This is a genomic window from Cupriavidus sp. HMR-1, from assembly GCF_000319775.1.
GTDB lineage: Bacteria > Pseudomonadota > Gammaproteobacteria > Burkholderiales > Burkholderiaceae > Cupriavidus > Cupriavidus metallidurans.
Window position 1 is genome coordinate 12,400 of the sequence record NZ_ANKP01000107.1, and the last position, 24,752, is coordinate 37,151.

Here is a 24,752-nt window from a genome sequence, read left to right on the forward strand (position 1 = left end):
CCCCATGACAACCGTTTCCTACGAGGTCCGCGACAGCATCGCGGAGATCCTTCTTGATAGCCCTCCCGTCAACGCGCTGAACGAGGCAATGATCGACGCGTTGCTGCAAGGGCTGCGCCGGGCAGCCGAGGACGACTCGGTACGCGCCGTGATACTGGGCAGCGCCGTGCCACGCCGGTTCTGTGCCGGGCTGCAACTCGATAGCCTGCGCGACGCGCCGCCATCGCGCGGCTATGCACTGGTGGAGAAGCTCTATAGCGGGCTGTGCGAGGCGCAGTTCCATCTTGGCAAGCCATCGATCGCCGCCGTCGGCGGTACCGCCCGGGGCGGTGGCATGACACTGGCGATCCACTGCGACATGATCGTCGCCGCTGACACCGCGACCTTCGGCTATCCCGAGATCGATGTCGGGCTGGTACCCGCGATTCACTACACCCATCTGCCGCGCATCATCGGCCGGCATCGTGCCTTCGATCTGCTGTTCACGGGGCGTTCGTTCGATGCGGCGGAAGCCATGTCGTTGGGGCTGGTCAACCGCGTGGTGCCAGAACAGCGCGTCATGGAGGAGGCTCGCGCGCTGGCGCGCTCCCTGTGCCAGAAATCGCCCGAGATCATGCGGATGGGGCGGCAGGCATTCATGCGCGCCAACGACATCGACTACCGGCGTGGCGTGGCGGGCGCGGTGGAGACGTTCGGGAACATCTTTGCTACCGAGGACGCGCAGGAAGGCATCGCCGCATTCGTGGAACGACGCAAGCCACGCTGGCAAGCGTGAAGACCATGACGATGCGTGATCCTCGAACATCAGATCGGGCGCAAGACAGCGACGAGGCATTCCGCGCCGAGATCCGCTCCTTTCTCAGGGATGCGGTGCCGGCGGATATCCGCGCCGCCACGCGCGCGCACTGCCTGGTCACGCGGGAGCAGGCAGTGCGTTGGCATCGCATCCTGCATGCCCAAGGCTGGGCAGCACCCGGCTGGCCACGCGAGCACGGCGGCACGGGGTGGTCGCTGGTGCGGCAGGCCATCTTTCGGGAAGAACTTGCGGCCAGCGACGCGCCCTACATCGAGAACCTCGGCATCGATACCATCGGCCCGACGCTGATCCGACACGGCACCGATGAGCAGTGCAGACGGTTCCTGCCAGGCATGTTGTCGTTCGACGATTTCTGGGCGCAGGGCTACTCCGAGCCCGACGCAGGATCGGATCTGGCCGCACTGCGAACCACGGCCCGTCGCGAGGGCGATTGCTGGATTGTGAACGGCAGCAAGATCTGGCAAAGCCTCGGCCACTGGGCCAACTGGGCGCTGTTGCTGGTGCGCACCGATTCTGCCGCATCGCGCAAGCAGGATGGCATCTCGATCCTGCTCGTGGACTTGCGCACCCCTGGCGTGACAGTGCGCCCGATCCGGTATATCAACGGCTCGCATTTCCACGTCCAGATGTTCTTTGACGATGTGCGGGTACCGGCAGCCAATCTGGTCGGCGAGCCCAATGGCGGGTGGGCGATCGCCAAGGGCCTGCTGGTCATCGAGCGTCTTTTCGTGGCCCGGGTGGCGGAGTGCAAGGCGGAGCTGGCCAGGGCGGCCGCGCTGCTCCACCCGCCGTCTGACGAAGGCGATCCGGTCATGCGCGGCGAGCAGCAGATGGCGTTTGCGCTGACGGCGCGGCGCCACGCCGCACTGGACATTCGTATGCGCGCGCTCGAAGCCGCGTGGTGGCCGGCGATCCAGCAGGCGGCCGAAGGTGGTCGGCCGGATCTTGAAGCTTCGCTGCTGAAGCTCGAGGGCATCCAGCTGCTGCAGGATCTTCAACTGTTCCGGATGGATGCGCACGGCACAGCATCGCTGCGGCTCTATCCCGAAGCGCTCGATGGCCAGCCGCCCGGTGCGCCCGACGATGCCGCGTCCGCCGGCAATCAGACACTGCACATGTGGCGCTATCGCGGGAGTTCGTTGGCAGGCGGTTCCTCGGAAATTCAGCGACAGATCATCGCCAAGGCGATCTTCGACGGACAGACCGAACTGGACGTGCCGCGCAACGACCATCTTGGAGACGAACAGGCCATGATGGTCGACACGATGAGGCGGTGGCTGAGCAAGCATTACAGCTTCGACTTCAGGCAGCAGGTTATGCACACGCCAGGCGGGTGCAGTGCATCCGCGTGGTCAGGCCTGGCCGAACTTGGCATCACCAGCCTGACCATACCGGAGGCGCTAGGCGGCATGGAGCAGCCGATGACGGATCTGCTCCCACTGATGGAGACGCTGGGTGAGGCACTGGTACTGGAACCCGTGCCGTGGAGCGCGGTGTTCGGCACGCAGACGTTGCTTGCGCTCCCCGTCGGCCCGTCACGTGATGCGCGCCTGGCCGCATTGGCCGGTGGCGATGCGCGCTGCGCAGTGCTATGCGGGAAGGAACCAGGCGTCGGGAAGACGCCGCAACCGACCGTGATCGCGCGGCGTGTCGGCGACGCGTGGCAGCTCGATGGCGACGATGCGATGGTCATGGGTGGCACAGATGCGCATCACTTCATCGTGGCCGCGACGCTGGACGACGGCAGCCTCGGCCTGTTCGATCTGCCGGCCGATGCCTCTGGCGTTGTCGTGCAGGGCTATCGCTTTCATGACGGCCGCGGCGCGGCGGAAGTGCGGCTGACCAACGTGCGGCTGAGCGCGTTCGCCATGCTTGGTCAAGACGAACAGGCCGCGACGGCGCTCGATAGAGGCATGACATTCGCCACGCTGGCCTTGTGTGCCGACAGTATCGGCGCCATGCGGCGCGCGTTGGGCATCACTGCGGAGTACCTGCGCACGCGCAGGCAGTTTGGCCGCACGCTTGCGGAACAGCAGGTGCTTCAACACCGCATGGCCGACCACTTCCGCGCCTGGAACGGTGCGCGTCATCTTGCACGGCGGGTACTGGTCGATTGGGATGCCGCGCCGTCTGCCGAGCGCCGTCGCCGTATCTGCGCGGCGAAACACCTGTCTGGCGTGGTTGGCCGCGCCATTGCGTTCGACGTCCTGCAATTGCATGGCGCGATTGGCTTGCAGGATGAGACGCCGATCAGCCACTACAGCAAACGGCTTGTCGGCAACGATTTGCTGCTTGGCAGCGCCGATACCCACCTGGGTCGCTTCGCCCCCGCCGTGGATGCGATTCCGCGAGCGCCGGCGCGCTGACAGAGACCGATCAGAGACGCATCAGTGACGCATCAGTGCAATGGATCAGGAGGAGACAAAGGATATGCAGGCATTCCATGCTTCAAGACGTCTGATACGCGCGCTCGCTGGTGGTCTGATCGCGTTCGCATCCACCGCAAGTTTCGGCGCGCCGGATGCCGCATGGCCGTCACGGCCCGTCACCATCATCGTGCCCGGTGCGGCGGGCGGCACGATCGACATCCCGATTCGCCTGCTGGCGCAAAAGCTTGGCGCGCGTCTGGGGCAGGCCATCGTCGTGGACAATCGTCCGGGCAGCGGCGGCATCATCGGCACACAAGCCGCGCTGCGCGCGCCTGCCGATGGCTATACGCTCCTGGCCGGCAACGTCGGCCCGCAGGCCATCAACTACAGCGCGTACAAGCATCTCTCCTACCAGCCATCGGACCTGACGGCGATCACCGACATCATTGCCTTTCCTAACGTGCTGGTGGTCAATGCCCAGTCGCCAGCGAGGACCGTCGCTGATCTGGTCGAGCAGTTGAAACGGAATCCCGGCAAGCTCTCCTTCGGCTCTGCCGGTATCGGTCAGACCAGTCACCTCGTGGGCGAACTGTTCAGGATGCGCACCAGCACCGACGCTATCCACGTGCCTTACAAGGGTTCGACACCAGCCACCACGGCGTTGCTGGCGGGAGAGACCACGTTTCAATTCGACAACCTGACGCAGGCGCTGCCATACATCCGCGCCGGCAAGCTGCGTGCCCTGGCGGTGGCTGCCTCGCAGAGAGCGCCGTCCTTGCCCGATGTTCCCACCATGGAGCAGGCTGGCTTCGCCAACTTCACGTCGACAGCGTGGATCGGCATCTTCCTGCCAGCAAAGGCGCCACCTGCCGTCATCGGTCCGCTCGAACAGGCTCTGGCGTCGGTCATGCGAGACCCCGACCTCATCTCCCAGTTCCGGCAGATGGGTGGCATTCCGGGCGGACAGTCGCCGGAGAAGTTCTCCGCGTTCGTGGCCGCGGAGCGGGAGAAATGGGGGCTTGTGATTCGCACATCTGGCCTGACGCTGGATTGACGCCCAGTGCATCGGCTAGCCGGGTGATTCAACCGACGACCCGCCGCCGCATCTGCCGCCACTCCATCCACTGCCACGACAGCAGCGCCGGCACCCCGAACAGGACTTCGCGCGCGCGCTTGACCAGCGCGAGTGCGAGCGAGGTTTGCGGGTCGATGCCGAAGCTGGTGCCCAGCAGCACGATCACCGCCTCCTGCACCCCCAGCCCTGCAGGGATGAAGAACGCCACCTGGCGTGCGGCGAGTGTCAGGGCCTCGATGGCCAATGCCTCGCCGAAGCTCACCGGGTGGCCAAGCAGCGATAGTCCCCACCAGACTTCGAGCGTGCCGACGACCAGCCCGGTCATCTGCCAGATCAGCGTGCGCAGCAGCACGCCGTAGTGGCGGCACAGCGCGCGAATCTGCGCGTCGAGGCGGGCGCCGTCGATCAGCGCGGCGAGCTTGTGGTCGTCGCCGAGCATCCGCTGCGCAAACGATTCGAGCCGGGTGAACCATGCGCCGTGACGCAGTGCGTAGGCGAATAGCGCGGGAATCGGCAGTGACAGCAGCAGGCCGATGGCAACCAGCAGGCCGTGGTCGCTGTCCTGCGTGATCGATATCAGCAGCAGCACCCCGGCTAGTGCGAACAGGTAGTGCGAGAACATCGTCACCATCACCTCGATGACGATGCTTGCCGAGACCGCCGTACCATCTGGCACGCGCCGCCACGCGAGGCGGATACCGACGAGTTCGCCACCGATGCCGGCCGTGGGCAGCAGCCGGGTCACGGCTTCGCGCACCGTCGCCACCCAGAGCAGGAAGCCCGTGCCAGCGCGTTTCTCGGGATCGGCCGGCGCGAGCAGCACGCGCCAGCCATAGGCGTCAAACCAGAGCGCGATGAGGTGGATCGGCACCAGCCACAGCAGTGGCCATCCGGCCTGCTCGAGGATGTGTGCCACTTCGGCAATGCCTTCCGTGACCACGACGGCCGTCAGGATCAGCAAACCAGCCAGTGCACCCAGCAGGGCGAAGCGTTTCATCGAAGTCCGGCGTGAAGATCAGTGAAGCCACCGCGACGCGGGGCAAAGCGGTCCGCAGCGGCGCGCACACGCGGGGAGAGCAGCGCGGCGAGTTCATCCGCGTGCCGGTAGCCGGTCATCGATGCGCCAACTTCGGCACCCGATGTCACGGCGGGATGCAGATACATCTCGACTACGCCGCGCGGCAGTTGCTCGAACGCCGCCAGCAACGTGGCTTCGTCCATCGCGCCCGTGTCGGACAGCCCAAGCACATAGTCGTTGTAGGCAATGCCCGCGCGTTGCAGGCGCGCGCGCAGCAGCGCGAGCCAGGGTCGCAGCAGCAGCGGTCCACCGGCCTCGCGCGGTAGTCGCACGGCGCGCATGCCGTAGTCGCGTCCGATGCTCAGGATCAACGACAGCACGGTCGGATGCAGATGGAAATGCTTGTGTGCGTTGACGTGATCGAGCGGCAGGCCGGTGGCGGCAAAAGCCTCGAACTGCGCGCGGATCTCGGCAGCCAGTTGCGCGCGCACACGCGGCAGGAAGAAGAAGCGGAAGCCGTCCCGCACCATCGCGCTGCCAAAGCGGCCGCTGGCGTCAACCAGATCCGGAATCTGGTCGTACGGCAGCGTGGCAACGCCATCGGCCAGCACCAGATGCAGGCCGACGCGCAGCCCGGGTAGCCGGCGTGCGCGTTCCACCGCGTCGGCGGCGGCCGGCGCGCTGACCATCAGGCTGGCGGCGTTCAGGATGCCCTGGCAGTGCGCACGCTCCACGGCTTCGTTGATGTCGTGGTGAAGGCCGAAGTCATCGGCGGTGACGATCAGCAACTGGCCGTGGGTCATGCGGGTCAGGCCTCGTGCGAGCGGAGGAAGCGGAAGAACTCCACACCTTCGCGCAGCCGGCGCTTGGTCATGTTCCAGCTACCCGCCATTTCCCGCACGATCTCCCAGATCTTGCTGGGCCGGAAATAGAAGCGTTTGTAGAACGTTTCCACGCCGTGATAGATCTCCTCGCGGCTCAGGTGCGGATAGCTGATCGCGGCCAGTTGCACGCCGCTGTCGTTGACCAGGTGGATGACCTTGTTCTCCTCCAGCCAGCCGTTGTCCACGGCCTGCTTGTAGAGCGTGGTGCCGGGATACGGCGCGGCCAGCGAGACCTGAATCGTGTGTGGATTGATTTCCTTGGCGTACTCGATCGTCTTCTCGATCGTGTCGCGCGTCTCGCCGGGCAGGCCCAGGATGAACGTGCCGTGGATCTGGATGCCGAGCTTGCGGCAATCCTCGGTGAAGCGGCGCGCGATGTCGGTACGCAGCCCTTTCTTGATGTTGAGCAGAATCTGGTCGTCGCCCGACTCGTAGCCCACCAGCAGCAGGCGCAGCCCGTTCTCCTTCATGATCTTGAGCGTGTTGTACGGCACGTTGGCCTTGGCGTTGCACGACCAGGGCAGGCCGATCTCGCCCAGCCCGCGCGCGATCTCTTCCACACGCGGCTTGAAGTCGGTGAACGTGTCGTCGTCGAACATGATCTCGCGCACTTCAGGCATGTTCTCCTTGATCCATTTCACCTCCTCGATCACGCTCTGCGCTGACCGCGTGCGATAGCGATGGCCGCCGACCGTCTGCGGCCACAGGCAGAACGTGCAGCGAGAGCGGCATCCGCGCCCGGTGTAGATCGACACGTACGGGTGCATCAGGTAGCCGATGAAGTAGTTCTGGATCTTCAGGTCGCGCTTGTAGACCGGGGCGACGAACGGCAACTCGTCCATGTTCTCGATCATCGGACGCGCCGGGTTGTGTTCGATCGTGCCATCGGTCAGGCGATAGCTGAGCCCGGCAATGCCTGCCAGGGGCTTGCCGGCGGCAACGTCCTGGCACGTGTAGTCGAATTCCTCGCGGCAGACGAAATCAATCGCCTGGGTGGCGCTGAGCGTGCCGCCCGGATCCACCGCAGCCTTGGCGCCGACCATGCCGATCATGATGTCCGGACGCCGCTCCTTGAGCTGTTCGGCAAAGCGCGCATCGGTCGGAAAGGACGGCGTGCTCGTGTGGATGATGACAAGGTCATAGTCCAGCGCGATATTGAGCGTCTGTTCCACGCCGAGTCCATCCGCCGGCGCATCGAGCACACGGCTGTCCGGCACCAGCGCGGCAGGCTGTGCGAGCCAGGTCGGATACCAGAACGACTTGATCTCGCGTTTGGCCTGGTAGCGTGATCCTGCGCCACCGTCAAAGCCGTCGTACGAAGGGGCCTGAAGAAAGAGCGTTTTCATCGGGGGCTATCCTGAGCGTGAGGCGTGGTCGAATAAAGAGGTTTGGGCAACGCGGGCCGGCTGCCCGGCTGCGGTGTGGAATGGTTGGGTGGTGCGTCGGTGGTCGTCATCACGTGGCCGCGCCAGTGCACACGGCCACCGCCGAGTGCGGCAGCCCATTCCACCAGCAACAATGCGTCGCGCAGTGGCGCGCGTAGCGCGGCGCCGATGCTGCCGGCGGTCACGCTGCGCGCGAGCGCGCCAACGAGTGCGATGGCCAGCACCGGAAGGTGCGGCGCGAGCAGGCAGCCGAGCACCAGCATCGGCCAGGTGCAGGTCAGGAACGTGAAGAAGAAGCCGGGCGCGTTCAGGGACCGGATCGTGCGAAGCCAGCGCAGCTCATGGCGCCACAGGGCGCGCAGGCTGGTCTCGGTGACGTCGGTTTCCACCACGACATCCGACAACACGGTCTTCCATCCCGATTGCCGGGTCAGCTCGCCTAGCCAGTAGTCGTCCGCCAGCCGGTTCGCCAGCGCCCGAAATCCGCCGATCGCGTTGAGGGTGTCGCGGCGCAGCGCGATCGTCGCGCCAAAGGCAAAGCGCCGCGACCCGCCCGCGTGGGCCACGCGGACCGACGGCGCGAACCATTCGTTGATGAATGCGGCACCCAGCCGCGACCAGATGCCGTCGACGGGACGGCCCCGGTACAAACATGTGACGACGCCGACATGCGGATCGCTGAGCGGTCCCGCCAGTCGGCGCAAGTAGTCGGGTGGCACGGCAATGTCGCTATCCGCGATTACCAGATGGGCATGACGCGCTGCACGGTACAGATTGATCAGGTTGCTGACCTTTGGATTGCGCCCATGCGTGCGCGCGTCGACGATCAGCACGATGTCGCGCTCCGGGAATGCCGCGCGCAGACGGTTCACGACCGCGATCGCCGGATCGTCATAGGCGCAAACGCCGAAAACAAGCTGGTAGTCGGGATAGTCCTGCCGGCACAGGCCAGCCAGGTTTTCGTAGAGATGGGGTTCGGCGCCGCAAAGCGGCTTGAGCACGCTGACCGGTGCCAGGCGTGATGGCGTGGCGGTCTGGGCAGGGCGTTTGCGGCTGACACACGCGGCCACAACGGCGTAGACCGTGGCGGCCTCCACCATCAACTGTCCCACTTCAGCGGTCCAGATGGCACTCATGTCTGCCCCTTATCGCACGCGACCAAGCATCACTGCAGCACCAGGAATTCTGGTGAGCACACCGTGAACTGCATCAGGCCTGAAACAAAGGCGTGGACGTATTATTGCCGTCATACGCGCGTTGCGCCACAACTGGCTTTAATCGTTCACCCCGACGCGGTTTACCTGCATCCACTTTGCATCTTCGGGATTAATCCTGGATTAATGGCTTACCGTTTCAGACCACTGTCACCGTGATGTAAAAGTGCTACCGTATGCACGTATTGCTCACCCGCTATTTCGATCCCGTTTCCCCTGAACACCATGCGCGATAGTTCCATCGCTGATGATCCCCTGGCCCCTGAAGTCGCCCAGCACGACGAAGCCGCGCGGGCACGCCATCTGGCGGGCCGACGCAGCACGATGGTCAGTGTCTACGTCAATATCGGACTCAGCATTGCGCAGGCCGTGATCGGGATCATTGCGGGTTCACAGGCGCTAGTTGCGGATGCACTCCATTCTCTTTCCGATCTGATATCCGATTTCGTGGTGTTGTTTGCAGGACACCATAGCCGCAAGGATGCCGATACCGATCACCCGTACGGACACCAACGTTTCGAGACCGCAGCCTCACTGGCGATCGGCGCGTTGCTGCTGGCGGTGGGTGTCGGGATGCTGTGGGCGGCCGTTGGAAAGATCCAGCACCCGAACGGCGTGCAACCGGTGCAGACCATTGCGATCTGGATGGCGCTTGGCGCGCTGGTGGCCAAGGAGTTGCTGTTCCGCTACATGCTGCGCGTGGCCGAACGGATCCGGTCAAGCATGCTCGTTGCCAATGCGTGGCACGCGCGATCCGATGCCGCATCGTCACTGGTGGTGGCGCTGGGTGTCGGTGGCAACCTGCTTGGCTATCACGTGCTGGACCCCGTGGCGGCGATCGTGGTCGGCTTGATGGTGTCGCGAACGGGCCTGAAGTTCGGCTGGGACGCGCTGAGCGACCTGATGGACCGCGCTGCGGACGAAGACACCGTGGCAGCGCTACGCGCGGCCATGCTCGAGACGCCGGGCGTGCTCGGATTGCATGACCTGAAGACGCGCAAGATGGGCGACATGATCCTGGTGGATGTCCATCTGGAGATCCAGGCCGACCTGACCGTCGAGCAGGGCCACGCGATTGCCACGGAGGCGGCGCGTCGCGCCATGGTGCGCAACGACGTCCTCAACGTAATGACCCATGTGGACCCGGTAAGGGTGACTGGGACTACCGGTGTGGCCGGAGGGACCGGAGTGAGCGGCGAGAGCCGCCGCTCAGCGTAGTTCGCTGCGGCGGTACAGGCTCAGACCCACGGCCAGGAACGCCAGTATCCCGGCGCAGCCCCGGTTGACCCAGCGCACGGCGCGCGCCGACATCGTCCGCATGGCGTGCTGCCCGCCAAAGGCGTAGATCATCATCATCAGGATGTCGAGGATGGCGGCCACCACCGCCAGGATCGTGTACTGCAGCGCCACCGGCTTGTCCGGGTGGATGAACTGCGGCACGAAGGCCGACGTGAACAGCAGCGTCTTCGGATTGGACAGCGCCACGAACAATGCGCGCAAAAAGGCCGCCCAGCCATTGACCGACGCCTCGCCGGACGAGACCGTCAGCGCCTGCACCGGCGCCCGCCACAGCCCCCAGGCCAGATAGAGCAGGTACGCGGCACCGATCCACTTGATCACCGCGAACATCTGCTCGGACGCCAGCAACACGGCGCCAAGCCCGCAACCCACCGCACCGATCAGAATCAGGTCCGCCAGCGCCGCGCCGGCGATGCCACAGGCCGCCACCCGCATGCCGCGCGTGGCTCCGTTGCTCAGGGCCAGCAGCATCGTTGGGCCGGGCGTCACCACCACGGCGCCAACGGCAATCATGTACAGGAACAGGGTAGTGGCATCCATCGGCAGCATCCTTGGCGGTGGTCCCTCGCCATGCGCGGCCTGTGGACAAATTGGCGGTTGACCTGGGGACAACCGGGTGAACAGCCTGTGGTCCGGCTGGGGGTCGCATGTGGGACGTATACGAACAACTCGGCAAGCTTACCGCTTTCCGCCGGCGGAAGGAAAACTTGTCCACCCGTATCCACGTATACGCAGACCGCTTGCCCTAAGGGTTCTCCCGAACGTAAACCATTGATGCGGCAAGAGATAAGCCGGTTATCCACGCTGACGGGTCAGTCTTATCTATTACTACTATCTATGTATACGTAAACAACAATGTAAACAGACACGTATACGTAAACACCCGTATACGTGACCTGCCTATTATTTTGGCACCTTGAACGCTTTGCGCACGCGCTGTACTTCGGCGCGGGTCCAGCAGCCTTCGCGATGGTCGTTGACCAGCCCCATTGCCTGCATCAGTGCGTACATCGTGGTCGGGCCCACGAACTTCCAGCCGCGCTTCTTCAGGTCCTTCGACAACGCTACCGCTTCCGGGCAGGTGGTCATGCCCCGCAGCACCTCGGGCGTGAGCGTCTTGGGCCGGCCCTTCGGGTCGGGCTCGAACTTCCAGAAGTACGCAGCCAGCGACGATTCGGTCTTCAGCAGTTCCTTCGCGCACTGGGCATTGTTGATCGCGGCTTCGATCTTGCCGCGATGGCGGACGATGCCTGCGTCGCCCAGCAGCCTTTCCACGTCGTGCTCGGTGAACCGCGCCACCTTGTTGATCTCGAAGTTGGCAAATGCGCTGCGGAACGCCTCGCGCTTGCGGAGGATCGTCAGCCAGCTCAGGCCCGACTGGAAGCCTTCCAGGCAGAGCTTCTCGAACAGCCGCCGGTCGTCGTCGACAGGGAAGCCCCATTCGTGATCGTGGTAGTGGCAGTAATCCTCCAGCGTGCCGCACCAGCCGCAGCGTTCGCGGGGCTGTGGCGCGGATGTCGATCTGGTCATGCTATGGGGCTCCTTGGCGGGCAGGTTGGACGTGCGTCCACGCGATCTTGCGCCTGTTACCCGACGCGGTAAAGGCGCGGCATGGCTGGATTCGGACATGCGATTTGCATCACTGCCTGACGAATCCGGCTGGCGAAAAAAAAAAGCCAACCCGAAGGTTGGCTTTCTTCTGCTTGCGCAAGCGTAAGCGGTCAGGCGAGCTTCTTGCCGGTACGGTCGTGCATGAACACGAGCGCGACGAAGCTGATGGCCGCAGCGGCAATCACGTAGTACGCGGGCGCCAGCTTGTTGTGCGTCGATTCGATCAGCCAGGTGACGATCAGCGGCGCGAAGCCGCCGAAGATCGTCACGGCGAAGTTATAGGCCAGCGACAGGCCCGTGGAGCGGACCTCGGTCGGGAACTGCTCGGCCAGCACGGCGGGCGCCGGGCCGGTGAACGCGGCCAGCAGGATGCCCAGCACGATCTGCACCTGGAGCAGGGTGGCCGTGGTCGGGGAAACGTTGAGCCAGTGGAACAACGGGTAGGCCAGCACGCCGATGGCCAGCGCCACGACGCCGAGCATCCGCTTGCGACCCACGCGGTCGGACAGCATGCCCATCAGCGGGCACAGCACCAGGATGATCGCGCCGCAGATCGCGGTGGACTGGAACGTGGCGCCCAGCGGCAGACCAAGTTGCTGCTTGGCGTAGGACGGCATGTAGAACACCAGCACGTAGGTGCAGACGGTCCAGAGGATCGTCACGCCCAGGCCGGCCAGCACTTCGCGCGGATGATCGCGCAGCACCTGCGACAGCGGCGAGAATTTCACGTTGCTCGCGCGGCGCTCGGCCTGGCGTGCCTCGAACTCGGGCGGCTCTTCCAGGTGCGAGCGGATATACATGCCCACCGGGCCGATCAGCAGGCCGAACAGGAACGGGATGCGCCAGCCCCAGGCATCGATCTGGGCCTGGTCCAGGCCATTGGTCACCAGCGCGCCCATGGCCGCGCCGAGCATGAACGAGATGCCCTGGCTGGCTTGCTGCCAGCTGGCGTACATGCCACGTTCCTCGTCGGGGGCGTGCTCGATCAGGAACGCCGTGGCGCCGCCGACTTCGCCGCCGGCCGAGAAGCCCTGGATCAGGCGTGCCAGCACGATCAGCGCCGGAGCCCACAGGCCGATCGAGTCGTAGGTCGGCGCCAGGCCGATGATCGCCGTGCCCAGCGCCATCATCAGGATGGTCAGGGTCAGCGCCGCCTTGCGGCCCACGCGGTCGGCGTAGACGCCCAGCACGATCGCGCCCACCGGACGCATGAAGAAGCCCACGCCGAACGTGGCCACCGTCAGCAGGAACGACGTCATGTCATTGCCGGTGGGGAAGAACAGCTTGGCGATGATGACTGCGAAGAAGCTGTAGACGGTGAAGTCGAACCATTCCAGGCCGTTGCCGATGGTCGCGGCGATGATCGCGCGGCGTCGGGTGGCCTTGGACAGCTCATTGGCGGATGTAGCGGTGACGGACATGGCGCAAATGATGATGTTGAGAGAACCTTTGGATGCCACTGCAAGCGCGTGCTCTGGCAGTGGCGAAGGCGTCATCTTAAGCGATTCCTTACATCAGCGAAGCCGTCAGCCCGGGCGATGGCCGTGATGGGGCGCGTGTTGCCCGGCGGCGGGGCGCTCGTCCCCTGTCGGGGCGACCTTGCGGTCCGGAAGGTTGGGTTTCTTGCGTGTGAACCAGAGCCAGACTGCGCTCGCGAGCCAGCCTGTGACGAATACCGTGTCGCCCGCATGGTTGAACAGCGCGCTGGCGTAGGGGGTGCTGAAGACACTGGCGAGCGCGTCGGCGGGCAATCGTGCGACGATCCAGAGCAGCACGGCGGGGACGCTGCCGTATACGCCGGGCTGCCACCACAAGGCGTGCGGCAGGGCGTGCAGGGGATCGAAATGCTTGGCCACGGGGTTCTCCAGCCGATGCCCGGCACGTTGTCTGGGGCGCAGGGGCATCGTGTTCCCCATCATAGGCCGATTCGGCTTGCGCCTGTCGGCGGTGCGGCCGGATCCCCCATGTGCTGTGTGCGTTATCCAACGCTCGCGCGCGGCGCGCGGATGGTCGGCGCAGGTCTTGTTGAAGTTTTTTGCACGAGGTGTCCGTAATTGGCCTGCGTCAGCGCCAGCATTCTTTGCCAGACTTGAGGCATCGCACAAATTCGCTGAACGGCAACTCGCCATGAACACCATGCTTCCCGTCCTCTACGTGTCCCACGGATCCCCCATGCTCGCGATCGACCCGGGTCCGACCGGCGCCGCCTTCGACGCGCTCGGTGTCCGCCTGCGCGCGCTCAAGCCCAAGGCCGTGCTGGTGATTTCCGCGCACTGGATCTACAGCACGCTGGCAGTCAGCACGCGCAGCCAGCAAGAGGCATGGCACGACTTCGGCGGCTTTCCGCGCGAGCTCTACACGTTGCGCTATGACGCGCCGGGCTCGCCCGAACTTGCCAGCCGCGTGAAGGCGCTGGTCGAAGCGGCTCAGATCCCGGGTGCCGGGTTTGTCTGCGAGGATGAAGAGCGTCCGCTCGATCACGGCGCCTGGATGCCGCTACGTCACTTCTTCCCGGATGCCGACGTCCCCGTGGTCCAGCTCGCTTTCAACCCGTACCTGCCTCCGGCCACGCAGATCGATATCGGCCGCGCGCTGGCGCCGCTGCGCGAGGAAGGCGTGCTCGTGATCGGTTCGGGCAGCTTCACGCACAACCTGCGCGAAGTGTTTGGGGCGGGCGAACGCAAGGCGCAGCACGGCCCGGCGACCGAGCCGTACGTCGATGCCTTCCGCGACTGGATGAGCGGCGCGCTGGACGAGGCGCTGGCCACCGGCGACGTCAGCCGCATCGCGGACTATCGTGCCCAGGCACCGTTCGCCCGTCGCGCGCATCCGACGGACGAGCACCTGTTGCCGTTCTACGTGGCGCTGGGCGCCGCGATCGGTCCAGCCTCCGTGGCCGCAGGGTCGGCGCGGGTGGACCGCGTGGCCGATGAGGTCACCTATGGCGTGCTGGCGATGGACACGTTCGTCTTCGATGGCATCGGCACAGGTCATGCGCCGCTGCAGAAGGCGGCCTGAGCCTGCCGGGTGTCGAATCAGGTGGTGAGATAGCGGCGTGCCGCCTTCGCGCCGAACAGGGCGATGTAGCCCATCGTTAGCGCCACCACCGTGATGCCGATACGCAGGTCCGAGAGGTGCGCGACGCCGCCGATCAGCACGGGCCCGAGCAGCAGGCCCACATAGGCGAAGCGCGCTACGCGCGCAATCGCCTCCGCCGCGGCTACGCCGGGCAGGCGCGACGCGGCGGCGAAGAAGATCGGCACCATGTTCGCGGCGCCGAGCCCCATCAGCCCGAAGCCGATCAACGCGGCCAGCGGCAACGGCACGGCGATGGCCAGCACGATGCCGGCAAAGCCAAGCCAGGCGCTGCCGGTCAGCGTCCGCGCATCGCCGAAACGGGCACGCAGGCGGTCACCGCCGAAGCGACCGCAGGCCATACCCCCCGAGAACGCCGCATACCCGAAGCTGACCCAGCCCGGCGGCGCCACGGCCACGTCACGCATGTAGACGCTGGTCCAGTCGTACATCGCCCCTTCACCCACCAGCCCCAGGAACGCCATCAGGCCCAGCAGCCATAACGCGCGCGACGCGTGTTCGCGGTGATGGTCGGCGGTAGGCAGCACCGGATGATCGGCCAGCAGCCCCGGCGTCATGCCGATTGCCACGCCCGCCGTCAGTGCGGCAATCAGCGCCGCGTGCACCAGCGGCGGCACGCCAAGCGACAGCATGAGCCCGCCGAACGCCGCGCCGATCATCCCACCCAGGCTGAACATGCCGTGCAGCGCGGACATCACCGGACGTGTGCGGCTGGCCTCCACAATCGCGGCCTGCGCGTTCATGCCGACGTCAAACGCGGCGTTGGCCATGCCGAATATCAGCAACGTGGGCAGCAGCAGGGCAAAGCTCGGCATGGCGATGATCGCCAGCGTGAGCAGTGCGAAGGCGACGCCGCCGATCATCGAGGCACGCGCGCTGCCAAGCCGGGCCACCCAGCGGCCCACCGGGCCCATGGCGACGATGGCGCCAGCGGCCACGGCCAGCATGGCGAACGACAGCATGGCATCGGACAGGCCGAAACGTTCCTTGATCGTGGGGATATGGACGCCCCAGGTGGCAAATGTGGCGCCGTTGGCGAAGAACAGCGCCATGGTGCCGCGTGTGGCACGGGAGACTGCCGAGGGCGACGGGGGCGGAGCGGTTTCGCTACGGGCGGGTGATTCGATCGAGTATTCGGACATCAGGTACTACCAGACAGCAAGGAGACAACAAAGAGACAGCAAAGAGACAGCAAAGAGACAACAAAGCGATGAATTGACGCAATAACGCAGCGCTGTCGCTACGCGGGAGCCGCGCTGGCACGCAGCAGGCCACGCTGATGCAGCGCGAACGCAAAGGCGGCCAGCGCGCCGATGGATAGCGCCACCATGACCCACAGCATCAGCCAGTAGCCGCCGGCGGCACGCCAGAGCAGGGCGCCAAACCACGGCGCGGCGGCCTGCATCAGCAACACAGGGGTCATCATTAACCCATTCAGCGTTGCATAGTGATGACGCGAGATCAGTTCGGGCATGGCCATCGCGCGCAGCATCGTGTTGACGCCGTTGGCGCAGCCGTAGCAGATCGCCGCGAACATCAGCCAGTAGCCGTTGCCCAGCGCCAGACAGGCCAGGCCGATGGTCATCACGATGTAGACCGGCATCGACAGCCGCACCGGGTGATCAATCGGCAGCCGCGCCATGACGAGCCGCCCGGCTACCTGCGCGGGCCCGATCAGCGCGGCCACGATCAGTTGCTGCGCGATGGGCATCCCCTTCTCCGTCAGCATCGGAATCAGGTGGGCGCCGAGTAGCGAGGCGATCACCGCTGTGGCTGTGAACGCCAGCACCACGCACCAGAATACCGGCTGGCGCAGCGTCGCGCGGGCGATGCCGGAGGACGCCGCGCCAGCCAGCGGTGTGCCGCTGTGGGTGCCGGCATGGGCGTAGCTGGGATGCACCGCGTAGCGCAACCGCGCGTGCAATGGTGCGCAGACGAACAGGTTCAGCGCGGCAAAGACGACCAGCGTCTCGCGCCAGCCCAGATGGAGCACCAGCCACTGCGCCAGCGGGATGAAGATCGTGCTGGCGAAGCCCGCAAGCAGCGTCACATGGACGATCGGCTTCTGGTAGCCGTCCCCCCAGGCCTGACGCAGGACCACGAAGGCCGGCTCATACAGCGTCGACGCCATGGCCAGCCCGAGCGGAATCCACATCAGCAGGAATACCGCTGGCGACGGGCACCACGCCCAGAGCAGCAGTCCGATGGCGGCCAGCACCGAGCCCGTGCCCATGACCTTGCGTGCCGGCACGCGGTCCAGCAGCCGGCCCACTGCGAACGAGCACATCGCCCAGACCAGCAGCCCCAGCGAAAATCCGCCCGCCAGGAATGGTTTGCCGTACCCGAGGGACTGGCGCATCGGTTCGATGAACACGGTGAACGCGAAGTACAGCGTTCCCCAACTGATGATCTCGGTGATGCCGAGTGTCCAGACGATCTGGCGGGGTGGCAGTGCCGGGCCACCGGCAGGATGGGGGGCGGAAGGAGCGTTCATGGCGCGCCCGACGCAGATTTGGGGGGCGCCGGTGGCGAAGCTTGATCGATGAAGCGAAGATTGTATCGGTCCGCCCGTGCCAGCGGGAAGCCACTTTCCGGGGGGATCCCTTAGTCCGGGGTCGCCGGTCCTTTCAGCTCGACGGTATTGCCGTCCGGGTCCTTCACGTAGATCGACGGCCCGCGGCCCTCTGCGCCAAATCGCTGCTCGACCGGACTTGCATCAATATGATGAATATTTAGATGCATAAAAATGGCTTTCTCATCGAACGGATCGATGCGAAGGCAGAAGTGATCGAGGTTGCGGCCCTCCGGGCCGGGTCCGGCCCCACCAGCCTGCCCAAGCGGGCCATCGAGCGAAATCAGATCGATCAGTCCGCCGCCGGCGCGCAACTGGGTCAGGCCGAAGGCGGGCTGCTCGCGCTCGATGGTGCAGCCAAGCACGTCAACGTAGAAGCGCACGAGGCGGGGGACATCGGCGGTGCGCAGCACCAGATGGTCGATACCGCGGATCTTCAGCATGGCGAGTTGCGCTGACCGGAGGGTCACCAGGGAATCATTGATCGGGGATCAGCCGCTTGCCCAGGCTGACCGCGGCGTCACGGGTGTAGCCAAGTTCGTTGTAGAACGCCAGCACGGCGTCGTTGCCTTCGCGCACCAGCAGGTTGATCTTCGGGCAGCCGCGCTCGATCAGCAGCGCCTCGGCGTGTGCCATCAGCATACGCCCATAGCCACGGCCCTGATGGGCGGGGTCCACGGCCAGGTAGTAGACCCAACCGCGATGCCCGTCGAACCCAACCATGGCCGACGCGCGCACATGTCCTTCCACATCGCCGATCAGGAACATCTCCGGCTGCTCGGTCATCTTGCGGGCGATGTCGCGGTGCGGATCGTTCCACGGGCGTGTCAGCCCGCAGGCTTTCCACAGGGCGATGACATCGGCTTCGTCGGTGGGGTTGTAGGGGCGGATTTGCATGGGAATGCCGGGAGTGTGTCGGCCTGCCAGTGTAGCGCCGGCCACGCTATGGCACGCCAAGACACGCCCCAGAAGCAAAAACGGCGCGGGATTCACTCCCGCGCCGCCGTTCTGCTCCGTCGCAATCAGGCTGCCTGCTGCCCCGCCTGCGGATTGCGGAACTGGGCGAGCAGCTTTTCCCACCGGCCGCGCGCCGCCTTGAGGTTGTTTTCCTTCACATGACCGAACCCGCGAATATCGTCGGGCAAGTTCGCCAGCGCCACTGCTGTATCGTGGTTGGCCGCGCTCAGACCCTTCGACAGCTCGTCGAGCAGCGAACGATACTCACCGATCAGCGCGCGTTCCGTGCGACGCTCCTCGGTCTTGCCGAAGATGTCGAGCGGTCCGCCGCGCAGGCCCTTGAGCCTGGCCAGCATACGGAACAGCGTCATGGTCGACGGGCCGAAGCGGCGCTTGACCAGATGACCCTTGTCATCGCGCTTGGCCGTGGTCGGCGGCGCGAGCCAGAAGTTCAGCTGATAGTCACGGCCCGGCTCGCCTTCGAACTGCGCGCGCAGCTTGTCCAGGAAGATGGGGTCGGTGTACAGGCGCGCGACTTCATACTCGTCCTTGTACGCCATCAGCTTGGCCAGGTTGCGTGCCGCGGCTTCCGTCAGCGGCAGCGGCTTGCCGGCGCCCACCAGCGCGCTTTCCACCGCGCGCACGCGATTCACCGCGTCGCGATACTGCTCGGCGTAGGCCGCGTTCTGGTACTTCGTCAGCAGGTCGACGCGATTGGCGATCAGCTTCTCCAGCAGCGCGCCCGACGACGTCGGCAGCTTCACAACATCCGCGCCTTCCGTCTGCGTCTTGAGCTTGCCGGTGAGCGACAGCACGTGATCGGGGTCGTGCGCCATGTGGCGGCCCCAGTCGAATGCGGCTTTGTTCTTGTCGACCGAGACACCGTTCAGTTCGATCGCACGCACCAGCGCTTCGAGCGATAGCGGAATCCAGCCCTTCTGCCACGCGTAGCCCAGCACCAGCGGGTTCGTGTAGATCGCGTCACCAAGCAGCGCCACGGCCAGCGCGCTGGCGTTGATGAAGTCGCAGGCTTCGCCGACCGCATTGCGGATGTCCTGCTCGGCGGACAGGCCCGGGAACTGCCACTTCGGGTCCTTGATGAACGCGGCGGTCGGGGTTTGCGCCGTGTTGACCACGGCACGCGTGCGGCCCGTCTGCGTCTTCGAGATGACCTCGTCGGTGGCCGACACGATGGCGTCGCAACCGATCACGAGGTCGGCCTCGCCCATCGCGATGCGCGTGGCGTGCAGGTCATCCGGCTTGGCCGCGATCTGCACATGCGACAGCACGGCGCCACCTTTCTGCGCCAGGCCGGCCATGTCGAGCACCGTCACCCCCTTGTTCTCCAGGTGCGCCGCCATGCCGAGCAGGCCGCCGATCGTCACCACGCCGGTACCGCCCACGCCGGTCACGAGGATGCCGTACGAACGGCGCATCGTCGGCAGCACGGGTTCGGGCAGCGCGGGCAGTCCGCCCATCGACATGCCGGTGGCCTGAGGCTTGCGCACCTGCGCGCCTTCGGCCGTGACGAAGCTCGGGCAGAAGCCGTTCACGCACGAGAAGTCCTTGTTGCACGACGACTGGTTGATCTGGCGCTTGGTGCCGAGTTCGGTCTCCAGCGGTTCCACCGAGAGGCAGTTCGACTTGACCGAGCAGTCGCCGCAGCCTTCGCACACGGCGTCGTTGATGAACGCGCGGCGTGCCGGATCGGGGAACGTGCCGCGCTTGCGGCGGCGACGCTTCTCCGTGGCGCAGGTCTGGTCGTAGATCAGGATCGTGCAGCCGGGCACCTCGCGCAGCTCGCGCTGGATGTTGTCGAGTTCCTCGCGTGGATGCACGGTCAGACCCTCGGGCAGCTTGATCGCGCTGTTGTACTTCTCGGGCTGGTCCGTGACGATGACGATTTTCTTCGCGCCCTCGGCGGCCACCTGGAAAGCGATGTCCTGCACCGAAAGCTGACCGTCGACGGGTTGGCCGCCGGTCATCGCCACCGCGTCGTTGTAGAGGATCTTGTAGGTGATGTTCACACCGGCCGAGATCGACGCGCGGATCGCCAGCAGGCCGGAGTGGAAGTACGTGCCGTCGCCCAGGTTGGCGAACACGTGGTTGTCGCCGGCAAACGGCGCCTGGCCGATCCACGCCACGCCTTCGCCGCCCATCTGGCTGAACGTGCTGGTGTTGCGGTCCATCCAGACCGTCATGTAGTGGCAGCCGATGCCGGCCAGCGCGCGCGAACCCTCGGGCACGTTGGTCGACGTGTTGTGCGGACAGCCCGAGCAGAACCACGGCTTGCGCTCGGCGGTGACGCGCGGCGTGGCCAGCGCTTTTTCCTTTGCCTGGATCAGGGCCAGGCGCGCCTCGATGCGCGCGCGGATGTCGCTGGGCAGGTCGAACTTCTCGAGCCGCGTGGCGATGGCCTTGGCGATGATCGCCGGGGACAGCTCGTAGTGCGCCGGCAGCAGCCAGTTGTTCTGCGGGATCGACCATTCGCCGCCCGCGTTGTCCTTCTCGTCGAACTTGCCGTAGACCTTGGGACGCACGTCGTCGCGCCAGTTGTACAGCTCTTCCTTGAGCGCGTACTCCATGATCTGGCGCTTTTCTTCGACGACCAGAATTTCATGCAGGCCCTCGGCGAACGCACGCGCGCCATGCGCTTCGAGCGGCCACACGCAGCCCACCTTGTAGAGCCGGATGCCGATGCGGGCGCAGGTCTCGTCGTCCAGACCCAGGTCGGACAGTGCCTGGCGTGTGTCGAGATAGGCCTTGCCAGCGGTCATGATGCCGAAGCGAGCGTGCGGTGAATCGATCTCGATGCGATCGATCTTGTTGGCGCGCACATAGGCCAGCCCCGCATACCACTTGTAGTCGAGCAGGCGGGCTTCCTGTTCCAGCGGCGGGTCCGGCCAGCGGATATTCAGGCCGCCCTGGGGCAGCGCGAAGTCATCGGGCAGAACGATCTGCACGCGGTGCGGGTCGAGTTCGACCGATGCCGAAGATTCCACCACATCGGTCACGCACTTCATGGCCACCCATAGACCCGAGTAGCGGCTCATCGCCCAGCCATGCAGGCCGTAGTCCAGGTACTCCTGCACGTTCGACGGGTAGAGCACGGGCAGGCCGCAGGCCTTGAAGATGTGTTCGGACTGGTGCGCCAGCGTGGAGGACTTGGCCGAGTGATCGTCACCGGCCAGCACCAGCACGCCGCCGTGCCGGCTGGAGCCGGCCGAGTTGGCGTGCTTGAAGACGTCGCCGGTGCGGTCGACACCCGGACCCTTGCCGTACCACATGCCGAACACGCCATCGAACTTGGCGTCCGGATACATGTTGACCTGCTGCGATCCCCAGACGGAGGTGGCGGCAAGATCTTCGTTCAGGCCGGCCTGGAACACGACGTTGTGCGCCGCAAGGTGCTTCTTGGCTTTCCAGAGCGACTGGTCGAGCGCGCCGAGCGGGGAGCCGCGGTAGCCGGAGATGAAGCCTGCGGTATTCAGGCCGGAGGCGCGGTCGCGTTCCTGTTGCAGCATCGGAAGACGTACCAGTGCCTGCGTGCCGCTGATGTAGATGCGGCCACGTTCCAGCGTGTACTTGTCTTCGAGGGAAACGTTTTCGAGCGCGCGACGGATGGCGTCGCTGACCGGAGGGGTCAGTGGGGCATTCATTTGTGCTCCTCTAGGGGCATGCTGTCGGGATCACCGACACATCAGTTGTGGGCAGCCGTTCGCAGTCTCTTTTGGAGCCATTGGACGGCCGTGTCTCTGCGCGGCATGGTAGCACCGGCGTGCAGGCCGCGGTACCGTGCGATGCAGCATAAATCGCGCCCGGGACCCCCGTGATTTCCCGTATACGCATACGCCACACGTGTACACTGCGGTGCATCCAAACGGCGCACGCGCGAGCCACGATGTAGACCGCGCGCCACCACGGCGTATCCTGTCGTGGTGCAACCCGCCCCATCCAACTCCGACCATGACCAATACTCCTCGCCAGGGCGCGACCCTGGCCGTGCTGATCGATGCCGACAACGCGGCGCCCGCCATCGTCGAAGGCCTGCTGGCCGAAGTGGCCAAGTACGGCGTTGCCGCCGTCAAGCGTATCTACGGCGACTGGACGCGTCCTAACCTCTCGGGCTGGAAGGACCGCCTGCTGGCGCACTCGATCCAGCCGATCCAGCAGTTCCGCTACACCGTGGGCAAGAACGCCACCGACAGCGCGATGATCATCGACGCGATGGACCTGCTCTACACGGGCCGCTTCGACGGGTTCTGCATCGTCTCCAGCGATAGCGACTTCACCCGCCTGGCGTCGCGCATCCGCGAACAGGGCCTGACCGTCTACGGTTTCGGCGAACGCAAGACGCCGAAACCGTTCGTGACGGCGTGCGACAAGTTCATCTACTCCGATGTGCTGCGCGCGGAAGCCGATTCGGATTCCGACTCCGAGACCGGGAGCGCGCCGGCACGCAAGCGCACGACCCAGGAACTGCGCCAGGATTCGCGCCTGGTGCGGCTGCTGCAGAGCGCGTCGCAGGCCGTGTCCGACGAGGATGGCTGGTCCACGCTCGGTGGCATCGGCAACTACATCGCCAAGCAGGCCCCGGAATTCGATTCGCGTAACTATGGCTACGGCAAGCTTTCGGAGCTGGTGACAGCGACGAACCTGTTCGAGGTGGAAACGCGCAACGGCGGCAATAACAAGACCCTCTGGGTGCGGCTGAAGAAGCGCAACAAGGGTGAGGGTGGCGGGCAGCCGCAGCCGGCGCAACAGCAGCAGCCGCAGCAGCAGGCGCAGTCGTCCCAGCCGTCCCAGTCGCAGCAGCCATCGCAGCAAGCCCAGCCACAGCAGCAGCGTCCGGCCCCGGCACCCGCACGACCGGTACCGCCAGCGCCCGAACCCGTGGCAGTCGTCGTACCGGCAATCGAGCCCGCTCGAGTGACGGAAGAGGAAGATGACGACGACGCAGCCGGTTCCGCCTCGACGCTGATTCAGGAGGCCGTGGAAGTCTCCGCCGAGAGGCCGAAGGCGGGCGGCAAGCGCTCCAAGCGTCCCGATGTCACGCTGAGCGATACCCCGTGGCCGATCGACCAGTCGGTGTTCTCGGCGCCCGGCGCGACCGTGCTGTCGGCACAGGTAGACGTGCCCGAGGAGACGAAGGCGGAAGCGCCTGCGGAGGAAGCCAAGAAGCCGGCGAAGAAGAAGCCTGCGGCAAAGAAGGCCGCACCGCGCAAGCGCGCGCCGGCGAAGAAGGCGGCTGCGGCGGAGTAAGCGTCGTCGTGGTCTGAGGTCTCTGTCCTCTCCCGCACGCAGGAGAGGACGAGAACCTCGTGCAGATTCAGCGCAATCGGTTTGTTCCTCTCTCCCTTGTGCGGGAGAGCGTCAGCGCGTCAACAACTGACGCGCTATCTGACCAGCTGATTGATCTCGATGATCGGCATCAGCACGGCCAGCACGATCATCAGCACCACCACACCCATCGTCAGAATCAGCAGCGGCTCAAGCAGGCTGGTCAGGAACAGCGTGCGGCGCTCCAGTTCCTGGCCCTCGCCGGTGGCTGCGCGGTCGAGCATCGTCGGCAGGTTGCCGGTGGCCTCGCCGGACCGGATCAGGTGCACCAGCACCGGGGGAAACTGGTTCTGCGCAGCCAGCGCGCGCGCCAGCGATGCGCCTTCGCGCACACGCGTGGTGGCGTCCTCGACGTTGGCCTTGAGCGCCTGATTGGTCAGTGTTTCTCCGGCGGCCTGCAGGCTGCGCAGGATCGGCACGCCGGCCGATACGAGAATCGACAGCGTGCTGGCGAAGCGCGCCGTGTTGTACCCGCGAATCAGCTTGCCGACCAGCGGCGCGGTCAGTAGCCAGCGGTGCCATGCCAGACGAACGTCTGGCTGCTTCAGCAGGCTGCGAATGATTGCAGCGACCGCGGCGATGACACCCAGCGCGGCCCACCACCAGTTACGCACGAAATCCGACAGCGCCAGCATGATCACTGTCAGCGTGGGCAGCTTCTGCTTGGTATTGGCAAACACGCTGACCACCTGCGGCACCACATACGACAGCAGGAAGATCACGATCGCGAACGCCACCACCGTGACGATGGCCGGGTACGTGAATGCGAGCCGGATTTTCGAAGTCAGCGTGTTGCGCGTCTCGATGTAGGTGGCCAGCCGTTCGAGCACCATGCCGAGGTGGCCAGAATGTTCACCGGCTGAAACCAGCGCGCGGTAGATGTCCGGAAAGTCCTTGGGATGCTGGGCCAGCGCCACGGAGAGCGAGCTGCCGCCCATGACTTCGGCGCGGATGCCCGCAAGGAGCTCATGCACGTACTGGCGCTCGGCCTGGTCGGCAAGCGCGCCCAGGGCTTCGTCGAGCGGCAGGCCCGACACGATCAGGCTGGCGAGCTGGCGCGTGAACAGCGCCTGCTCCTGCGTCGACAGCCGGCGCACGAACGCGCTGCTGCCGCT

20 protein-coding genes are annotated in these 24,752 nt (G+C 65.5%); 6 read left to right on the forward strand and 14 right to left on the reverse strand.

Features of this window, described 5'->3' with window-relative positions; translation table 11 throughout:
- Positions 1-4: 4 nt before the first annotated feature.
- From D769_RS15170 to D769_RS15180, 3 genes are all read left to right on the forward strand, one after another.
- Positions 5-775 (forward strand): enoyl-CoA hydratase/isomerase family protein, encoded by a 771-nt coding sequence (locus D769_RS15170; RefSeq protein ID WP_008646464.1) that lies wholly within the window; start codon positions 5-7, stop codon positions 773-775.
- A gap of 11 nt (positions 776-786) precedes the next feature.
- Positions 787-3,183, forward strand: a complete 2,397-nt coding sequence (locus D769_RS15175; protein WP_241227872.1) for an acyl-CoA dehydrogenase family protein — start codon at positions 787-789, stop codon at positions 3,181-3,183.
- Positions 3,184-3,247: 64 nt separating this feature from the next.
- Positions 3,248-4,240, forward strand: coding sequence for a tripartite tricarboxylate transporter substrate binding protein (locus tag D769_RS15180; protein WP_008646466.1), 993 nt, complete (start codon positions 3,248-3,250; stop codon positions 4,238-4,240).
- Positions 4,241-4,268: 28 nt separating this feature from the next.
- Here D769_RS15180 and D769_RS15185 read toward each other — a convergent pair whose 3' ends face one another.
- From D769_RS15185 to hpnI, 4 genes are read right to left on the reverse strand one after another with little or no spacing between them, the layout of a single operon-like run.
- Positions 4,269-5,258, reverse strand: a complete 990-nt coding sequence (locus D769_RS15185; RefSeq protein ID WP_008646467.1) for a lysylphosphatidylglycerol synthase domain-containing protein — start codon at positions 5,256-5,258, stop codon at positions 4,269-4,271.
- On the reverse strand, positions 5,255-6,082 hold the full coding sequence (gene hpnK, locus D769_RS15190) for a hopanoid biosynthesis-associated protein HpnK (protein WP_008646468.1): 828 nt from the start codon (positions 6,080-6,082) through the stop codon (positions 5,255-5,257). The genes D769_RS15185 and hpnK overlap by 4 nt, the downstream gene beginning before the upstream one ends.
- Before the next feature lie 5 nt (positions 6,083-6,087).
- Positions 6,088-7,509 (reverse strand): hopanoid biosynthesis associated radical SAM protein HpnJ, encoded by a 1,422-nt coding sequence (hpnJ, locus tag D769_RS15195; RefSeq protein ID WP_008646469.1) that lies wholly within the window; start codon positions 7,507-7,509, stop codon positions 6,088-6,090.
- Positions 7,506-8,684 carry a bacteriohopanetetrol glucosamine biosynthesis glycosyltransferase HpnI gene (hpnI, locus tag D769_RS15200; protein WP_008646471.1) on the reverse strand — a complete coding sequence of 393 codons (1,179 nt, stop codon included), beginning with the start codon at positions 8,682-8,684 and terminating at the stop codon, positions 7,506-7,508. Before hpnI ends, hpnJ begins: the two co-directional genes overlap by 4 nt.
- A 303-nt stretch (positions 8,685-8,987) precedes the next feature.
- Here hpnI and D769_RS15205 point away from each other — a divergent pair, with 303 nt between their 5' ends.
- Entirely contained in the window at positions 8,988-9,980 is a 993-nt protein-coding gene (locus tag D769_RS15205; protein ID WP_008646472.1) for a cation diffusion facilitator family transporter, read from the forward strand.
- On the opposite strand, the gene D769_RS15210 is transcribed toward D769_RS15205, so the two are convergent.
- From D769_RS15210 to D769_RS15225, 4 genes are all read right to left on the reverse strand, one after another.
- Complete coding sequence (locus tag D769_RS15210; RefSeq protein ID WP_017516035.1) at positions 9,972-10,601, reverse strand: LysE family translocator; 630 nt, start codon at positions 10,599-10,601, stop codon at positions 9,972-9,974. The two genes, D769_RS15205 and D769_RS15210, sit on opposite strands and share 9 nt — an antisense overlap.
- Before the next feature lie 363 nt (positions 10,602-10,964).
- Positions 10,965-11,591 (reverse strand): DNA-3-methyladenine glycosylase I, encoded by a 627-nt coding sequence (locus tag D769_RS15215; RefSeq protein ID WP_008646474.1) that lies wholly within the window; start codon positions 11,589-11,591, stop codon positions 10,965-10,967.
- Between the two features lie 191 nt (positions 11,592-11,782).
- Positions 11,783-13,093, reverse strand: a complete 1,311-nt coding sequence (locus tag D769_RS15220) for an MFS transporter (RefSeq protein ID WP_024569536.1) — start codon at positions 13,091-13,093, stop codon at positions 11,783-11,785.
- Positions 13,094-13,198: 105 nt separating this feature from the next.
- The gene (locus D769_RS15225) at positions 13,199-13,528 is read right to left on the reverse strand and encodes a hypothetical protein (RefSeq protein ID WP_008646476.1); all 330 of its coding nucleotides are present in this window, start codon (positions 13,526-13,528) and stop codon (positions 13,199-13,201) included.
- Between the two features lie 280 nt (positions 13,529-13,808).
- Here D769_RS15225 and D769_RS15230 point away from each other — a divergent pair, with 280 nt between their 5' ends.
- A complete protein-coding gene (locus tag D769_RS15230; RefSeq protein ID WP_040011069.1) occupies positions 13,809-14,690 on the forward strand; it encodes a class III extradiol ring-cleavage dioxygenase in 882 nt (293 codons plus the stop codon).
- Between the two features lie 17 nt (positions 14,691-14,707).
- On the opposite strand, the gene D769_RS15235 is transcribed toward D769_RS15230, so the two are convergent.
- From D769_RS15235 to D769_RS15255, 5 genes are all read right to left on the reverse strand, one after another.
- Positions 14,708-15,910 (reverse strand): MFS transporter, encoded by a 1,203-nt coding sequence (locus D769_RS15235; protein WP_152415002.1) that lies wholly within the window; start codon positions 15,908-15,910, stop codon positions 14,708-14,710.
- A gap of 98 nt (positions 15,911-16,008) precedes the next feature.
- Positions 16,009-17,262: an MFS transporter gene (locus D769_RS15240; RefSeq protein ID WP_008646480.1), complete on the reverse strand. Its 1,254-nt coding sequence runs from the start codon at positions 17,260-17,262 to the stop codon at positions 16,009-16,011.
- Between the two features lie 110 nt (positions 17,263-17,372).
- The gene (locus D769_RS15245; protein WP_008646481.1) at positions 17,373-17,783 is read right to left on the reverse strand and encodes a VOC family protein; all 411 of its coding nucleotides are present in this window, start codon (positions 17,781-17,783) and stop codon (positions 17,373-17,375) included.
- Positions 17,784-17,817: 34 nt separating this feature from the next.
- Positions 17,818-18,237, reverse strand: coding sequence for a GNAT family acetyltransferase (locus D769_RS15250; RefSeq protein WP_008646482.1), 420 nt, complete (start codon positions 18,235-18,237; stop codon positions 17,818-17,820).
- 125 nt (positions 18,238-18,362) lie between these two features.
- A complete protein-coding gene (locus tag D769_RS15255) occupies positions 18,363-21,956 on the reverse strand; it encodes an indolepyruvate ferredoxin oxidoreductase family protein (RefSeq protein ID WP_008646483.1) in 3,594 nt (1,197 codons plus the stop codon).
- Positions 21,957-22,263: 307 nt separating this feature from the next.
- Here D769_RS15255 and D769_RS15260 point away from each other — a divergent pair, with 307 nt between their 5' ends.
- Positions 22,264-23,559, forward strand: a complete 1,296-nt coding sequence (locus tag D769_RS15260; RefSeq protein ID WP_008646484.1) for an NYN domain-containing protein — start codon at positions 22,264-22,266, stop codon at positions 23,557-23,559.
- 134 nt (positions 23,560-23,693) lie between these two features.
- On the opposite strand, the gene gspF is transcribed toward D769_RS15260, so the two are convergent.
- On the reverse strand, positions 23,694-24,752 hold a 1,059-nt coding region (gspF, locus tag D769_RS15265), incomplete at its 5' end, for a type II secretion system inner membrane protein GspF (RefSeq protein WP_008646485.1).

What these genes read in the sequence shown, in the direction of transcription:
- D769_RS15170 (WP_008646464.1), top strand. Translation starts at nt 5, where the DNA reads ATGACAACCGTTTCCTACGAGGTCCGCGACAGCATCGCGGAGATCCTT.
- D769_RS15175 (WP_241227872.1), top strand. Translation starts at nt 787, where the DNA reads ATGCGTGATCCTCGAACATCAGATCGGGCGCAAGACAGCGACGAGGCA.
- D769_RS15180 (WP_008646466.1), top strand. Translation starts at nt 3,248, where the DNA reads ATGCAGGCATTCCATGCTTCAAGACGTCTGATACGCGCGCTCGCTGGT.
- D769_RS15185 (WP_008646467.1), bottom strand. Translation starts at nt 5,258, where the DNA reads ATGAAACGCTTCGCCCTGCTGGGTGCACTGGCTGGTTTGCTGATCCTG.
- hpnK (WP_008646468.1), bottom strand. Translation starts at nt 6,082, where the DNA reads ATGACCCACGGCCAGTTGCTGATCGTCACCGCCGATGACTTCGGCCTT.
- hpnJ (WP_008646469.1), bottom strand. Translation starts at nt 7,509, where the DNA reads ATGAAAACGCTCTTTCTTCAGGCCCCTTCGTACGACGGCTTTGACGGT.
- hpnI (WP_008646471.1), bottom strand. Translation starts at nt 8,684, where the DNA reads ATGAGTGCCATCTGGACCGCTGAAGTGGGACAGTTGATGGTGGAGGCC.
- D769_RS15205 (WP_008646472.1), top strand. Translation starts at nt 8,988, where the DNA reads ATGCGCGATAGTTCCATCGCTGATGATCCCCTGGCCCCTGAAGTCGCC.
- D769_RS15210 (WP_017516035.1), bottom strand. Translation starts at nt 10,601, where the DNA reads ATGGATGCCACTACCCTGTTCCTGTACATGATTGCCGTTGGCGCCGTG.
- D769_RS15215 (WP_008646474.1), bottom strand. Translation starts at nt 11,591, where the DNA reads ATGACCAGATCGACATCCGCGCCACAGCCCCGCGAACGCTGCGGCTGG.
- D769_RS15220 (WP_024569536.1), bottom strand. Translation starts at nt 13,093, where the DNA reads ATGTCCGTCACCGCTACATCCGCCAATGAGCTGTCCAAGGCCACCCGA.
- D769_RS15230 (WP_040011069.1), top strand. Translation starts at nt 13,809, where the DNA reads ATGCTTCCCGTCCTCTACGTGTCCCACGGATCCCCCATGCTCGCGATC.
- D769_RS15235 (WP_152415002.1), bottom strand. Translation starts at nt 15,910, where the DNA reads ATGTCCGAATACTCGATCGAATCACCCGCCCGTAGCGAAACCGCTCCG.
- D769_RS15240 (WP_008646480.1), bottom strand. Translation starts at nt 17,262, where the DNA reads ATGAACGCTCCTTCCGCCCCCCATCCTGCCGGTGGCCCGGCACTGCCA.
- D769_RS15245 (WP_008646481.1), bottom strand. Translation starts at nt 17,783, where the DNA reads ATGCTGAAGATCCGCGGTATCGACCATCTGGTGCTGCGCACCGCCGAT.
- D769_RS15250 (WP_008646482.1), bottom strand. Translation starts at nt 18,237, where the DNA reads ATGCAAATCCGCCCCTACAACCCCACCGACGAAGCCGATGTCATCGCC.
- D769_RS15255 (WP_008646483.1), bottom strand. Translation starts at nt 21,956, where the DNA reads ATGAATGCCCCACTGACCCCTCCGGTCAGCGACGCCATCCGTCGCGCG.
- D769_RS15260 (WP_008646484.1), top strand. Translation starts at nt 22,264, where the DNA reads ATGACCAATACTCCTCGCCAGGGCGCGACCCTGGCCGTGCTGATCGAT.